Annotated in this window: 16 protein-coding genes; 4 read left to right on the top strand and 12 right to left on the bottom strand. The window is 43.0% G+C overall.

All coding sequences use genetic code 11. The annotated features are described in order from the left end of the window. Positions 1–203: 203 nt before the first annotated feature. From PG840_RS15000 to pdxR, 5 genes are all read right to left on the bottom strand, one after another. A complete protein-coding gene (locus PG840_RS15000) occupies positions 204–1,688 on the bottom strand; it encodes an L-fucose/L-arabinose isomerase family protein (protein WP_270247542.1) in 1,485 nt (494 codons plus the stop codon). Positions 1,689–1,722: 34 nt separating this feature from the next. After that, on the bottom strand, positions 1,723–2,343 hold the full coding sequence (locus PG840_RS14995; RefSeq protein WP_173826505.1) for a DUF4867 family protein: 621 nt from the start codon (positions 2,341–2,343) through the stop codon (positions 1,723–1,725). 133 nt (positions 2,344–2,476) lie between these two features. Further along, entirely contained in the window at positions 2,477–2,806 is a 330-nt protein-coding gene (locus tag PG840_RS14990; RefSeq protein WP_270613819.1) for a substrate-binding domain-containing protein, read from the bottom strand. Further along, on the bottom strand, positions 2,793–3,638 hold the full coding sequence (locus tag PG840_RS14985) for an AraC family transcriptional regulator (RefSeq protein WP_055247852.1): 846 nt from the start codon (positions 3,636–3,638) through the stop codon (positions 2,793–2,795). The genes PG840_RS14990 and PG840_RS14985 overlap by 14 nt, the downstream gene beginning before the upstream one ends. Then, positions 3,639–4,961 carry a MocR-like pyridoxine biosynthesis transcription factor PdxR gene (gene pdxR / locus PG840_RS14980; protein ID WP_055156839.1) on the bottom strand — a complete coding sequence of 441 codons (1,323 nt, stop codon included), beginning with the start codon at positions 4,959–4,961 and terminating at the stop codon, positions 3,639–3,641. It lies immediately after the preceding gene. Between the two features lie 122 nt (positions 4,962–5,083). On the opposite strand from pdxR, the gene PG840_RS14975 reads away from it, so the two are divergent. The 3 genes from PG840_RS14975 (at position 5,084) to PG840_RS14965 (ending at position 7,226) form a co-directional block, all read left to right on the top strand. Beyond that, positions 5,084–5,947 (top strand): pyridoxamine kinase, encoded by an 864-nt coding sequence (locus tag PG840_RS14975; RefSeq protein WP_270205689.1) that lies wholly within the window; start codon positions 5,084–5,086, stop codon positions 5,945–5,947. A 38-nt stretch (positions 5,948–5,985) separates the two neighbouring features. Next, entirely contained in the window at positions 5,986–6,549 is a 564-nt protein-coding gene (locus PG840_RS14970; RefSeq protein WP_055297516.1) for a TIGR04002 family protein, read from the top strand. A 77-nt stretch (positions 6,550–6,626) separates the two neighbouring features. Then, on the top strand, positions 6,627–7,226 hold the full coding sequence (locus PG840_RS14965; protein WP_055247848.1) for a TIGR04100 family radical SAM protein: 600 nt from the start codon (positions 6,627–6,629) through the stop codon (positions 7,224–7,226). A gap of 741 nt (positions 7,227–7,967) precedes the next feature. Here PG840_RS14965 and PG840_RS14960 read toward each other — a convergent pair. The 6 genes from PG840_RS14960 to PG840_RS14935 all read right to left on the bottom strand — a co-directional run bounded on the left by PG840_RS14960 (position 7,968) and on the right by PG840_RS14935 (position 13,331). Next, positions 7,968–8,477, bottom strand: a complete 510-nt coding sequence (locus tag PG840_RS14960) for a COG2426 family protein (protein WP_022220948.1) — start codon at positions 8,475–8,477, stop codon at positions 7,968–7,970. A 101-nt stretch (positions 8,478–8,578) separates the two neighbouring features. Further along, positions 8,579–9,637 carry a histidinol-phosphate transaminase gene (gene hisC / locus PG840_RS14955; protein WP_270205691.1) on the bottom strand — a complete coding sequence of 353 codons (1,059 nt, stop codon included), beginning with the start codon at positions 9,635–9,637 and terminating at the stop codon, positions 8,579–8,581. A gap of 40 nt (positions 9,638–9,677) precedes the next feature. Then, the gene (locus tag PG840_RS14950) at positions 9,678–10,871 is read right to left on the bottom strand and encodes a pyridoxal phosphate-dependent aminotransferase (RefSeq protein WP_008369542.1); all 1,194 of its coding nucleotides are present in this window, start codon (positions 10,869–10,871) and stop codon (positions 9,678–9,680) included. Beyond that, positions 10,861–11,799: a DUF2156 domain-containing protein gene (locus PG840_RS14945; RefSeq protein WP_044998728.1), complete on the bottom strand. Its 939-nt coding sequence runs from the start codon at positions 11,797–11,799 to the stop codon at positions 10,861–10,863. Before PG840_RS14945 ends, PG840_RS14950 begins: the two co-directional genes overlap by 11 nt. Before the next feature lie 439 nt (positions 11,800–12,238). Continuing rightward, positions 12,239–12,799, bottom strand: a complete 561-nt coding sequence (locus PG840_RS14940; protein WP_117559380.1) for a tRNA (mnm(5)s(2)U34)-methyltransferase — start codon at positions 12,797–12,799, stop codon at positions 12,239–12,241. 13 nt (positions 12,800–12,812) lie between these two features. Further along, entirely contained in the window at positions 12,813–13,331 is a 519-nt protein-coding gene (locus tag PG840_RS14935; RefSeq protein WP_270205693.1) for a hypothetical protein, read from the bottom strand. Positions 13,332–13,509: 178 nt separating this feature from the next. On the opposite strand from PG840_RS14935, the gene PG840_RS14930 reads away from it, so the two are divergent. Continuing rightward, positions 13,510–14,385, top strand: coding sequence for a YitT family protein (locus PG840_RS14930; RefSeq protein WP_117824615.1), 876 nt, complete (start codon positions 13,510–13,512; stop codon positions 14,383–14,385). On the opposite strand, the gene PG840_RS14925 is transcribed toward PG840_RS14930, so the two are convergent. Continuing rightward, positions 14,354–15,037, bottom strand: a complete 684-nt coding sequence (locus PG840_RS14925; RefSeq protein ID WP_270613818.1) for a LysR family transcriptional regulator substrate-binding protein — start codon at positions 15,035–15,037, stop codon at positions 14,354–14,356. The genes PG840_RS14930 and PG840_RS14925 overlap by 32 nt on opposite strands. Between the last annotated feature and the right edge of the window lie 41 nt (positions 15,038–15,078).

Below are 15,078 nucleotides of genomic sequence, written 5' to 3'. Positions count from 1 at the left end.
GTGTCAGCAACAGCTTCCACAATTTCTGAGTCTCATCTTCATTGCCTCAAATGGAATCTGCCATATTTATTTTCTATAATCTGGTCCTCAAGACATTGAACCGCCTGCTTGAAACATAAATCCTGTTTTTAATTCGTGTTTCTTTGTACTATAAAGGGGCGGGTTCATTCAGCCGCCCCTTATATGATTGTGTATAGTTTTAATTAGCCCCAAGGATTTTCTGTTGGGTAACGTACACCTTTTGGCTGGTTGTAGCCGATTTCGTCTACCGGTACTCCGATGTATTTGAATACTTCGTAAAGTGCTTTTCCGTAATGTCCGAATGCTACGGCTCCGTGATGCGGGAAGTTCTTTTCGATCAGTACATGACGATAGAATCTGCCCATTTCCGGAATTGCGAAGATTCCGATTGATCCGAAGGAACGTGTTGCTACCGGAAGGACTTCACCGTGTGCAATGTAAGCTCTCAGTACATTGTCTGATGTGCTCTGCAGACGGAAGAATGTGATATCTCCAGGTTTGATATCTCCTTCAAGTGTTCCCTGTGTTACTTCGATCGGAAGAGATCTTGCCATGATCATCTGGTATTTCATTTCGCAGAATGAAAGTTTGGATGATGCAGTATTTCCACAGTGGAATCCCATGAATGTATCTTTCAGTGTGTAATCGAATTTGCCCTTAATGTCTTCTTCATAAAGGTCGGCCGGTACAGAGTTGTTAATATCAAGGAGTGTTACAGTGTCTTCACTTACAACTGTTCCGATGAATTCGCTGAGTGCTCCATAGATATCTACTTCACAGGATACCGGAATTCCCTGTGCTGTAAGACGGCTGTTGACATAGCATGGTACAAATCCGAACTGTGTCTGGAATGCAGGCCAGCATTTTCCGGCGATTGCAACATATTTGCGGTATCCTCTGTGTTCTTCTACCCAGTCTTTAAGTGTCAGTTCATACTGAGCAAGTTTTGAAAGGATTTCCGGTTTCTTATTACCGGCTCCAAGTTCTTCTTCCATCTCTTTTACAATTGCCGGAATTCTTTCATCTCCGGCATGTTTGTTAAATGCTTCAAACAGGTCAAGTTCTGAGTTTTCTTCAATCTCTACGCCGATATTGTAAAGTTGTTTGATCGGTGCATTACATGCAAGGAAATTCAGCGGTCTTGGTCCAAAGCTGATAATCTTCAAATCGTTAAGTCCGATGACTGCTCTTGCGATCGGTTCAAATTCATGGATCATATCTGCGCATTCTTCTGCTGTTCCAACCGGATATTCCGGAATATATGCTTTAATATTACGAAGCTTTAAGTTGTAGCTTGCATTTAACATACCGCAATATGCATCTCCACGTCCCTGGATCAGGTTGTTGCCACTTTCTTCTGCTGCTGCAACGAACATCTTTGGTCCATCAAAGTGTTTTGCAAGCAGAGTCTCCGAGATTTCCGGTCCGAAGTTTCCAAGATATACAACCAGTGCATTACATCCGGCTTTCTTGATATCTTCCAGAGCCTGTACCATATGGATCTCACTTTCTACGATACAGATCGGACATTCGTAAATATGTTCTTCTCCGTATTTTTCTTTGTAAGCTTTCATAAGTGCTTCTCTTCTTGATACAGAAAGGCTTTCCGGGAAGCAGTCACGGCTTACTGCAACAACTCCGATTTTCAGTTCTGGCATGTTATTCATTGTTTTTTCCTCCTAAAATATGAATCTGTCTGTTCTATTTTGCGATGTCGATATTCTCACCTTTAAGTCCGCACACAGCGCCTTCGATTCCTGCTTCTTCATGTGCGATCAGCCATTTGTTCTTTGCGGTAAGAAGCTTGTCATCAAATGATTTGGTATGGCAGGTCATCAGATCTGTATTGGTTCCCTTTGGAAGAACTACTACTGCCTTAAATCCATTTCCATCTACTCCGCAAGGTGCATAGTGAAGGGTTGTTCCGTACACTTCGATTCCAATTCCTGCCGGGACAAGGAATGCTTCTACTTTTGATGTGTCATATGTAAAATCCGGTTCGATATCCTGCTCTGCCCCCAGAAGCAGAATGATATCTGTCACTGCGACATTTACTTCTGAACTTCTGTGATATTCCAGTGCGTTCAGTTTGCTGTTATGTCCGTTGCAGTATCCGATCTGGATCGGAAGTTCTCCGTAAACTCTCATCTTCAGATCGATTGCAACATTCGTTGCTTCCAGTTCTTCAATAGATGGTTCGTAGATGACATCCTCCGGAAGAGGGGTGTGTTCCATTGCCTTGATCAGCTTTGAAAAATCATACCCATCGATCACACGTCCGTATCTGCTGAATTCTGGATCTGTTACTTTTTTGATTTTCATTTCTTCTACCTTCTTTCTGTCTTATATTCTAACAGGCTAAGTCGGTATCCGCTACCGAAAACTTAGCCTGTTAACTGCACTTTCTTGTCCTTATGCTATTTTTTATTATTTAGCACGTTTCTTAGATTCTACATCAAAGATAACGGCTGCAAGAAGTCCCATGTTTGCATAAGCGATAAAGTACACTTGATACCCTTTTACTGACCGGCGCATCACTGCGGATCGTGATCACCGGAATATTCTGTTCTTCTGCCTTGTCAATCTGTGCGGAAACCGCTTCTTCATCGCTCACCTGTACAATAATCCCATCTACCCTGGCCGCAATTGCCATTTCCATCAATTCTTCTGTCGAATATTCACCCGACAGTGTCTCACCAAAATTCTCGATCAGGATCCGGTCTCCTTTCCCGGCATCTTTGGCTCCCTGGTATATCTTCTTCCAGTTTTCTTTATAACTTTTCATCTTCCGATTCCTGCTTTCTCATTTTACGGAAATCACTTGGTCTTACTCCATATTTTTTCCGGAATGCTTTGGCAAATGCTCTTCCGTCCGCAAATCCACTATGTTCTGCAATTTCCTCAACCATCGTATCACTGCTTATCAGTTCCCGGTAGGCATATTCCAGACGGATTCCCTGAATATATTCTTTATAGTTGATTTCTGCATATTTGCGAAACATCCGTGACAGATAGGTCGGCGAATACCCGAAGATCTGTGCCAGCCCTTCCAGCGAGAGATCTTTCTGATAATTATCCTTGATATAATTCGTGATCGTAGAAAGTCGGTTCCTGTTCTTGTGATCCCGCACGATCTCCGCACTGACATCAACCTTCCTGTATTTTGTCACCATCAGATAGACCAGCATATAAAAATAGCTCTGTACCTTTAATTCATACCCGGTTTTCTTCTTCTGATACGTCACATACATCTTTTCAACCAGTTCAACCAGTTGTTCATCCTGTACGCGTTCGCTGTGGGTAAAACAGATAAACTGCTCATCCGTATAATACCGTTCAAATGTCTGAAGTGGCATCTGCAGTACGATCGTCTTATTCGGAAACGGTGCCGAAATCGAATGCAGCTCATTAGAATTCACGATCACAAATGATTTTTCATCTAAATGGATATCTTCTTCATTGATATAAAAATCCAGCTTTCCTTCCAGTACAACAAACATCTCGATCGACCGGTGCCAGTGCTTTTCCCTGACATAATTTCCGTCTTTTCCTTCAAATAAAAACATCCGGAATGGAAGATCTTCATTCGGCAGGACCAGTTCATGTGAAAATTCCATCTAATTCATCCCCTTCTCTGTACATTCTCTGAGCAGTTTCATAGCATCCTCATACTTTTCAGCAGAAACACCTGCACAGGTGAGTAACATCCTGTTCTTCTCCACTTCAAGAAATGTCATTCCTTTCTTTTTTGCTTTTTCTGCAATCTTTTCTGCAGCGCAGTCCTCCGCAAAGGTCAACTGTACCATAAATCCTGCAGCACCAACCTGTACATCCACATCTTTTCCTAAAATCTTTTTTGCACTGTCCGCAAGCTTTTCTGCCTTTGCCAGATGGATCTTCCTGGATTTACGGACCTGACTCGCCAGATGTCCGTCACGGATAAACTGTGTCAGTGCGATCTGCTCGGCCTTGGATGCAGTCTGATTGTAATTATTTTTTCTTTTTTCGTAAGTTTCCATCAGTTCCGGCGGCAGTATCATATAACTGATCCTGATAGACGGAAGCAGCATTTTGGAAAATGTTCCCAGATAAATGACATTCCTTCCTCCCGAAAGTCCCTGCAGGGACGGAACCGGTTTCTGAAAATATTTGAACTCACTGTTATAGTCATCTTCAATGATCAGAAAATGCTCTTTCTCGGCGCGTCCGACCAGTTCCAGTCTTTCCTGGATCGGCATCACCCCACCAAATCTTGTCATCTGTGATGGTGACACGTAATACATTCCAATCTCTTCTTCCGCACTTCCTGCAATCCGGTAGTTATGATCTTCAAAAACCGTCATTCCCTGTACAAACTCACTGTCCCTGAAAAATACGGTTCTCTTTTTATGATTCAGTGGGCACAGAATATGCAGAAGACTCTGTATACCGGCACCGATCACGATCTGATCCGGGCTGCAGATCACACTTCTGGTCTTCTGAATATATTCAGACAGTACTTCCCTGAATTCCTGTTCCCCCTGCGGTTCTCCATAAGAAAGCAGTCTCTCATCCTGACGCATTGCGCTCTTCATATATCTCCGCCATAATTCAAACCGGAAACTCTCTTTATCTACATTTGATGTTGCAAAATCATAGACAACCGGATTCTCCTGCTTCCTTACATGCCGGCTTGCAATCTTTCTGCCCTCTTCCTGCTTCTCGGCAATATCCGTCACATAATATCCACTCTGCGGTCTGGACACAATATAACCTTCTGCTGCCAGAAGCATATACGCATTCTCCATCGTCGTCCGGCTCATCTGCAGCTCGCTTGCACCTTTACGGATCGATGGAAGCTTTGTCTCTGACTTCATCTGCCCGGATAGAATCAGATTCCTGTAATAATGATACACTCTCAGATACCGGCAGTGTTCCTCATTCTGTAATTCCACTCTCATAACTGACCTCTAAAAAATATTTCTTTTTGTATATTTTACAAATGACACTTTTATTTTATTCTATATAAAACACATAAGAAATGCAAGAATTTTTCACTTTGTATTTCGGAAAGGATACTTCAATGATAAAACGAGTCGCTGTTATCAATGATCTGTCCGGTCTTGGTAAATGCTCTCTGACAGCTGCGATCCCGGTTCTTTCCGTCATGGGTGTGCAGGCCTGTCCTCTGCCAACGGCAGTTTTAACCAATCAGACCGGCTACGACAGCTATTACTGTACGGACTTTACCGACAAGATTGATCATTACACAGAAGAATGGCAAAAACGTGGTCTTACCCTGGATGCGATCAGTACCGGATATCTCGGCAGCGCAGATCAGGCGGAAAAAATCCTGAATTTCTGTGAGAAGTTCAGAACCCCTTCCACTCTGCTCTTTGTCGATCCGGTCATGGGAGATTCCGGTGTCAAATATGACATTTTCACTCCCAGACTCCAACAGCAGATGCAGAAGCTTGTATCCCATGCCGATGTGATCACGCCAAATCTTACCGAGCTGTGTCTTTTAACACACTCTGATTTTGCGGGGCTTACCAAGTATAAGGACGAACCGGATTATCTGGACCGGATTGCCCGGATTGCCGCTCCTTTGAAAGAAACGAAAAAAACGCAGATCCAGACGATCATCGTCACCGGTATTCTTTATCAGGCTCCTTCTGATGATACCGTAAAATATTACAATCTGGTTCTCGAGAACGACCAGATAAGCGTCATTTCCTCTGGAATTCACGGTGGAAGCTATTCTGGCACCGGTGACCTGCTCTCCGCTGTCGTATGTGCCTCGATGGTACAGGGAAAAAGTGCAGCTGCAGGCGTGGAAAAAGCATGCCGGTTTATCGAAAAATCTCTGATTGACACCGTTGCCGACCAAATTCCGCGCAACGATGGAATCAATTTTGAATCCCATCTTTCTATACTGCTTGACTGACATTTACAAAATAAATAAAACCCAGGGAGGTAACTATCATGTCATCTACAACCATTAACAATCCAGAACCATCTGCAAATGCACTTTCTCATCAGAAAGTCTCCAGACTGACTTCAACAGCTCTTTTTGCAGCACTGATCTGTGTGACAACTGCTTATATTTTCCATATTCCATTTGGTGTAAATGGCGGATATGTACACATCGGAGATTCTCTGATCTATCTTGCCGCTGCATTTCTCCCAACACCATATGCCATGTTTGCTGGTGCAATCGGTGGTGCCATGGCAGATATCCTGACTGCCCCGGTATATGCACCTGCAACCTTCATCATCAAGATGCTGATCTCCCTTCCGATCACATGTAAAAAGGACAAGATCGTGAATGTACACAACTGTGTCGGCGTTATTGTTGCCGCTGTAATTTCCTTTATTGGATATTATATCACAGATGTAATCTTGTTCGGGACCTGGGGTGCACTGATTCCTTCGATTGTAGGAACCCTTGCCCAGTCAGGCGGAAGTGCTGTGATCTTTATCATTCTTGGTTCCACTCTTGACAAAGCCGGTTTCAAGAGTACAATGAAAAACAAATTTGGAATTTAGCCAAATATTTAATTATACGCAAATGACAGGTGGTTCTTGAATATCCGCCTGACTTTCAAAGAGGAGATTTTATTATAATGTCAGATATTATTTACACATTTAAAAACAATGCATATTTTAACATCACCAACCGCTGCACTTGCAAATGTATTTTCTGCATCCGTAACGAGCATGAAGCCATCGGAGAGGCAACAGAACTTTGGCACGACCACAATCCTTCTTTCGAAGAGATCAAGGCGGCTATTGATGCTTTTGATTTTACAAATTATCCGGAAGCCGTCTTCTGCGGCTACGGGGAACCGACCTGTGCCTACGATAATCTGATTGCTGCTGCAAAATACATGAAAGAAAAACATCCTGAAGTTCTCCTTCGCGTCAATACCAACGGACTTGGCGAACTCTTCAATAAAAAGCCGATCGCAGAAGAAATGGCAAAATATATCGATGCCGTATCGATCAGCCTGAATGCGCCAACTGCAGAGCGTTACCAGGAAGTTACACAGCCTTGTTTTGAAAATGCGTTCCCAGATATGCTTGCATTTGCCGAGAAAGCGAAGAAACTGTTCTCATCTGTGCAGTTCAGTGTGGTAAGCATCATTTCACAGGAAGAAATCGATGCGTCCCAGAAACTCGCAGACGAGATGGGGATTCCGTTGAAAGTTCGAATTTATTCGTAAGTTCATTCTCTTTTCTACTATAATTAACAAAGGGACGGCTGCCATACTTTGCGCTGTGCTGGCAGAAGGGCCAAAAGAAACCGGACTAATTCCATTATGCAAACCATTCCGATGAGCCTCTTAAGGCGAAAATCGTGTTCAGCAAAGGCTTCCACGATTTTTGAGTCTCATCTCCATTGCATAATAAGTGAATTAATCCGGTTTCTTTTGGTCCTTCTGCCCTTCTAGTGTATTCCCGTCAGCCTGATTTTTGAATGCTTGTAGCAAAGCGAATGAACAGGAACTTATTCATTCCGATTGTTATTCTCCCTTTCAACTCTGGTTCGATGTTTAACGAAAATAATACATGTTTTCCAATAAATGCCCGATAGTCAAATGTTTTCAATTAAACAACAGACTCCTCATCCCTTCTCAAAGTTTTCTCCTGCTTCGTTCTGAATTGCTGTTATCTTACCAATATCACCACATTTTATTCGATAAAGTTCAAAGAGCGCCAGCCACAAAAGGAATCGTTCGGATTCTATTTTGCGCTATGGAGATGAGACTCAGGAAGCATGGAAGCCTTTACTGAACATGCTTCCCGTCCTAAGAGGCTCATCGGAATGGTTAGCGCAACTTGAATCCGAACGATTCCTTTTGTGGCTGGTGCTCACTCAACCTCTATCATTCGCCAAACAAAAATGACCATATACTTTCGTATACAGCCATTCTGTGTTCTCTCAAAGAGAAAGCTTTCACTTTTTATCCAAAGATTCCTCCGATCACAACGTAAGACAGGATATACATGATCACCGATGCCATGCATACGCCGACTACGATTGCTCCGAAAGCTTTTTTCCAGTCGATGCCAAGGAGGGATGCGACAAGAGCTCCGGTCCAGGCTCCGGTTCCCGGAAGCGGGATTCCTACGAAGAGTACCAGCCCCCAGAATTCATATCTGCTGATCCGATCACTTTTGCTCATCGCTTTTTTCTCCAGCTTTTCTACAAGCGGCCGGAAAAGGCGCGTCTTGCGCAGCCATGCAAAAATCGGACGGATCAGAAGCAGGATAAACGGAATTGGGATCAGGTTCCCGACCAGACAGATTGGGATTGCACGCCAGGTCGGGATATTTAAAAACGCCGGACCTGCCGCAAGGATTCCTCCCCTGAGCTCCAGAATCGGAATCATTGAAATAATAAAGATAATCAGTTCTTTGGCAGCCTTGCCACCCAGATGAGTTACAAACCACTGTACTAAAGTTTCAGTCATACAAATCTCCTATTTTTTACTTATTAAATCGGTGTTCGACGTGTCAATACGCATAAATTGCTTATTTGTGTAAGCACAAACGCAATTTATGTTTTTAACACTTACATCATATATTCACGGAGGAAGGCAAAGAGTGCTTCCATCTCTTCTCTCGTACCAATCGTCACACGCAGATATTGCTCAATCCGCTCGCTTCCCCAGAAACGCACATAGATTCCTTTTGCTTTCATTGCTTCAAAGAGTTCTTTTGCATCGTATTCCGGATGTGATACAAAAATGAAGTTTGCGCTTGGTTTTGGAAATACAAAGCCGAGCTTTTTGAATTCTTCTTCTGCCCAGTCTCTTGTCTCCACAATTTTACGTGTTGTCTCAGCAAAATATTCTTTATCTTTTACCGCTTCTGCTCCGTATACCAGAGAAGTTTTGTTCATAGTATAAGAATTGAACGAATATTTTGCATCGTTTAAATACTTGATCAGGAGCGGACTTGCGATTGCATATCCAATACGCATTCCAGCCATCGATCTTGCCTTTGAAAATGTCTGCGTAATGATCAGGTTGTCATATTTGTCCAGAAGTGAAAGTGCTGACTCTCCTGCGAAATCAATATATGCCTCATCCACAATCACAATAACATCCTGGTTGTGTCTGATGATATCTTCCACAAATTCCAGATCTTCATAGATGGATGTCGGTGCATTTGGATTCGGGAAAATCACACCACCATTTTCCGGATAATAATCTTCTTTTATGATATGGAAGTTTCCATCTACCTTCTTGCATTCGTATGGAATCCGGTAAAGATCCGCCCATACTTTGTAGAAGGAATATGTAATATCCGGAAAGAAAACCGGTTTTTCCGAGTTAAAGAAGGTAAGGAAACACATAGAGAGAACATCGTCAGATCCCACTCCCACAAAAACCTGATCTTTTCCAACATGATAAAAGTCCGCCAGTGCACTGACCAGTGTATCAGATGTCGGATCCGGATACAGCCTTAAACTGTCCACATGACCCTCCAGCTTTTTCATTGCCGCAAGAACTCCCGGTGCAGGTGGGTACGGATTCTCATTGGTATTCAGTTTGATCACTTTTTTCTGTGGCTGTTCACCCGGAACATAAGGTTCTACTCTTCGGATATTTTTCTCAAATTCTCTCATCTTGCTTTCTCACCTTTCTGTCACATCTTTTGCTTTTGTCTTATCCTAGCTGATATTCTTTTGCAAGCTCTTTGAATTTCGGCAGTGCATTTACGATTGTCTCATAAGCTACACAATATGCAATTCTGACATATCCTGCACATCCAAAAGAACTTCCCGGTACCAGAAGCAGATTATATTTTTTTGCTTCCTGGCAAAATGTCTTTTCATCCTTGATCGGAGTCTTCATGAACAGGTAAAATGCACCCTGCGGTTTGACACATTCAAATCCACATTCTATGAGTCCCTGGTAAAGAGTCTCCCTGTTTCTGTTATAGTATGAAATATCGGTTTTCTCATGCAGACATCTTGCAACTACCTTCTGCTGCAGAGTTGGCGCATTGACAAATCCAAGAATACGGTTTGCAACATTTGCTGCTGCAATGAGTGTCTCTGAATCTTTTACATCATCCGGAATCACCAGATATCCGATTCGCTCTCCCGGCAGAGAAAGAGATTTACTATAAGAATATCCTACGATCGTATTGGCATAATACCTGGTCAGATACGGTACATCCACACCATCATAAGCAAGTTCACGGTATGGCTCATCAGAGATAAGATAAATCTCTGTTCCGTATTCGTTCTGCTTCTTCTCCATGATCTCTGCCATCTTCCTGATCGTCTCTTCGGAATAGACAACACCGGTCGGATTATTCGGTGTATTAACAATCACTGCTTTTGTCTTCGGTGTGATCTTTGCCTCAAATTCATCCAGCTTTGGCTGAAAATCTACGGTATTCGGTGAGATTTCAACCAGAACACCGTCAAAATTATTGACATAACTTCTGTACTCTCCAAAGTACGGTGCAAATGTGATCACTTCATCTCCCGGATTTAACAGTGCTTTTAAAATAACATTCAGTCCGCCTGCTGCGCCAACTGTCATCGTAATATTTTTTGCTGCAAATGCAGTACCAAATCGCTCATTCAGAGATTCAGCTACAGCCTGGCGAACATCTTCATATCCCGCATTGCTGTTAGTATATCCATGAAGCACCAGTTCATCTTCTTCATCCAAAATATCAAGAATCGCCTGCTTTACGGCTTTCGGTGCCGGTACATTTGGATTACCGAGACTGAAATCAAATACATTTTCCGGTCCGTAAATTTTTGCAAGACGATTTCCCTCTTCAAACATGGCGCGGATCGCCGAGCTGTTTGCCACCATATTTTCCATCTTCTTAGATATCATCTTTTGCACACTCCTTTTCGCTGTCTTCTTTTAATGTCACAACACCTTTTTCTACCATAAATACCGGTTTGTAGGAAAGCTTGGCCTTTCTTAATCCTTCTTCTCCAACATCATCTTCCCGGTTGGTATATTTGTATTTTCCGGCAATTTCATGCTCTACGAACTGCTGGTTGATCATGGTATACGCACCTTCAATATCCGCATAAGCTTTTTCGATATGAACCACAAAGGTATCGTCATTTACCGCTTCTCCAATCGTAAATGCAACAATCTCATCACCAACTCTGAGCAGACCTCCGATCAGGTTCAGTTCTTTGTAAAGGCGCAGTGAATTGAGTGTTACACACATCTCGGAATTCTTCTCTTCATCATCTTCACAGCCATTCAGATTCCGCCATTTCAGTGCCATCTGAAAACACTCTTCCAGATTATCCTCTGTAATCGTTTCGTAACTCCAGTTATCTCCGTGAAGTGCTTTAAATTTATTGACGTGATTCCGCTTGCCGTGCAGCTTTTTGCCGGAAAGTGTTGCAAGTTTCTCACTTTCATAGACATAATCCGCCTCATCTCTGTGATAGGTGATGTCGAATTTGCCTGGAAACCATGTTTCAAGCTTGGCGAAATTCTCTTTTGTCACCCCATACAGACAGAATGGAACGCCTTTTTCTTTCTCCCACTTCATGATATCTTCAATCGCTGCTTTTACATCTTCATCTTCACCTGCCGGAAATGCATAGCCGTAACCTGCACTGTTGTCCCGGAACAGGAGAACGTTATTATATTGTGCAAATTCTACTTCGTAAAACCTTGCCCACAGATATACATTTGCAAAAGTACGGTCGCAGCTTCTGCTTGGGTACTTTTTGAAATAAAAATCAATAAGATCCCGGTCTGTCAGTTCTGGTCTTTTAAATTTTGCTTCTGCCATAAAAAATCCTTCCATATTCCGCTTTTTTGCGGTACTGTCTGTTAGTATACCACATTTTGAGTGGATTTTTGCGGTTTTCTTGTATTTTTTTGTGTTACTTGTAAAGTTAGTGGGCCAAGACTGCAAAATAGAACGTTCCAATTCCACTCGGCAAACCATTCCGACAAGCCTCTCAAAGCAAAAATTGTGTCAGCAATGGCTTCCACAATTTTTGAGTCTTATCTTCATTGCCTCGAATGGAATTGGAACGTTCTATTTTGCAGTCTTGGCAGATCTACTTTACTGGTTGTGACTGTTGCCTCAGTACGAAGTTTTTTGCCAAACAGGTAACCGCAAAAACGGCTTTATTTGTTCCGGTATGATTTTCTTCGACAGACATAAAAAGCGCAAAACGGCTTTGTTGATTCAGTTGATCCACTACTGTTTTCTGAAATAAAAACTATTTCAGTCTATAGATGAATACTGGGAGTGGGGGATCGTTTTTGCGGTTGTAGTAAGCGTTTACGATTACGAGCCATTTTTTGGAGTCTAATTCTTTGACATAATTCAAAATGGCTTCTTTTTCTTCGTAGCCGGTGTCGCCGCCGCTGTAGATGCAGAGGTTTATGATGCCACCTTTTTTGAGCAGGTTAAGGGCTGACTCGATGGCGGCGAGGCTTGTTGATGGATGGGTTGCGATTTTGTGGTCACTGCCGGGGAGGTAGCCGAAGTTGAAGGTGATGGCTTTGACTTCTTCTTTTACATAGGTCTGCATTTTCTCGTGACCATCGTGGATCAGCTTGGCTCTTGTCGACAGGTTCGCTCTTTCGAGGCGTTCTCTAGTGTGAGAAATCGCCATCTCTTGCACATCAAAAGCATAGACATTTCCGGTCTCTCCGACTTTCTGGCACAAAAACTCCGTGTCACCGCCGTTTCCGGCGGTGGCATCAATGCAGATATCCCCTTCTTCTATATACTCTTCTAAAATGTGATGGCAATATTCTGTGATCTGAAAATTCATTTTCTATCACTCCTTATCTGTCTTTTCCATAGAAATTGAGCATTTCCCGTACTTCTTTTTCGTTATCCAACGGGTTTCTGATGATCTTATACTCTTTCCCTTCCCATGGGATGGTGATCTTACTATTTTTCACTGTCATCTGATCGATGGCTGTCCGTGGCAGCTGTACGAGTTCATTGCCATTCTTGTCATAAAACGCCATGCCATTGTCCCAGTAAATGATGACACGCATCTTTTTCATTCCATAACTGCGCGTAACCAGGCACACCACTGCGATCACGATAAACCAGATACTGTAGGTCAGCCCTCCGGCAATTCCACTTCCTGCCGCACACAGAATACAGAAGATTGCAAATGGAAGCATCAGATATTTGACGGTCATCCCGCTGTAATACCCGGATACCAGACAGTGAAAACTTCCCTTCCATTCGTTTCCAAGCTTTGCAGCTTCCTGCTGTGTCTTCTTCTGGATTGCCTGGTTCACTGCCTGCATGATGGCATTCCGGACCAAACGCTGTACAATATGTCCCATCTTTTGTACCTCCTCATGTTCTCTCATTTATGTCAATTTTAGCATATTCTGATTTTTTTCAAGGACACAGTGTCAGTCACAATATAAGTTTTTCTTATATCGATATTCATATTATGTATTTCCCATTTACTCCCATTTCTCCTAAATTAAAGATATCGACTTATGGAGGTACTGTCCAATGAATCTTACTGAAAAAAGAAAAGAACAGATCGCTTCTGTTCTCATCATCTGTCTGGGAAATATTCTCAACGCTTTCTCTGCAAGAGTTTTTCTTCTACCCGCCGACCTTGTTGCCGGAGGCACAACCGGAATCGGACTGATCCTGCAACGCATAACCGGTATCCCGCTTTCCTCGCTGGTACTCGCTTTTAACATTATCATGCTGGTGCTTGCCTATATTTTTCTCGGGAAAAAATATACTTTTTCTGCAATTTTAAGTTCTTTTATGTATCCGATCGCACTGGAATTTTTCAATCAGATCCTTGGAGATTATGTTCTGACGGACAACCTGATCCTCTGCACACTTTTTGCAGGGATCGGAATCGGAATCTCTCTTGGGATGATCATTCGTACCGGCGCTTCTACCGGCGGCGTTGATGTTCCTCCGCTGATCCTGAATAAATATTTCCGTTTCCCGGTTTCAGTCGGTCTGTATATTATCGACTTCTTTGTCATCCTGGGACAGGCGCTTTATCAACCGGTTGACAAAGTACTCTATGCAATTTTGTATGTGATCATTTATACACTTGTCATGAATAAGCTGATCGTCAGCGGTACTTCAAGGATTGCCGTCCAAATCATCAGCAAACATTCGGATGAAATCCGCAATTTTGTACTCAGACAGATCGACCGTGGTGCAACCATCATTCCGGTTCAGGGTGGCTATCTGAACCAGCAGCTGAATATGGTGCTCACTGTCATATCTAACCGTGAGCTTGTCCAGCTTGAGAAAAATGTCCACCTGATCGATCCGGAAAGCTTTATCATCGTTTCTCAGGTACAGGAAGTCCAGGGACGTGGATTTAATCTGGACAAGCACTGGAAACCAGAGTAGTCAGATACCTCTGAAATTCCCGGATTTCCGGCTCTTTTTTCTTTGATTTCAGGCAGGCAAAATAAAGACTGTCCTGCCTGGCTGGAACCAGTGGCACCGCCGTAACCCCATAGTATTCTGCAAAGGACTGTGGTCCGATCGCGATCCCGCTTCCGCTTTTCACCATCTTCATCACTGTATCAATACTATCCGATCGGATGACCCTCTTCCATGTGATATTCTGTTCACCATATGTCTTTCTTAGGAGACGGTCTTCCACCGAATGCTCCAATCCTGTGAGCATGGTATATTCCCTGCAGTCCAGAATCGAAGCCTTTCCTTTTTTACTCAGCGGATGATCCGGTGCTGTCAGTACACACTGTTTCTCACGGATCAGCTCTTTCGCGAAACAGACGCATTTTTCCATGCCGATTTCATTTTCCGGCATCCGATCCAGTGCCATATCAAGGGAACCGTCCTTGATCGCTGCATATGCATCCAGCCCAGCCTCCGTATAAAATGTCACTTCGAGCTCCGGATGCTTCTCAAAATATCCTACAATCCTTGGAAACAGTCTGTTGGAATAGACTCTGGCACCAAGTCCGATTTTTAATTTTTTATGTTCTGTTCCCGAAATCACTTCTTCTTTAAAACGACTCCAGTCTTCCAGCATTTTTTGCGCTTTTTGGTAAAAAACTTACTAAATTTCTGATT

The sequence above is a fragment of the Coprococcus sp. AM97-35 genome, from assembly GCF_027697525.1.
GTDB lineage: Bacteria > Bacillota > Clostridia > Lachnospirales > Lachnospiraceae > Allocoprococcus > Allocoprococcus comes.
This window is presented reverse-complemented; position numbering and strand designations above follow the sequence as displayed.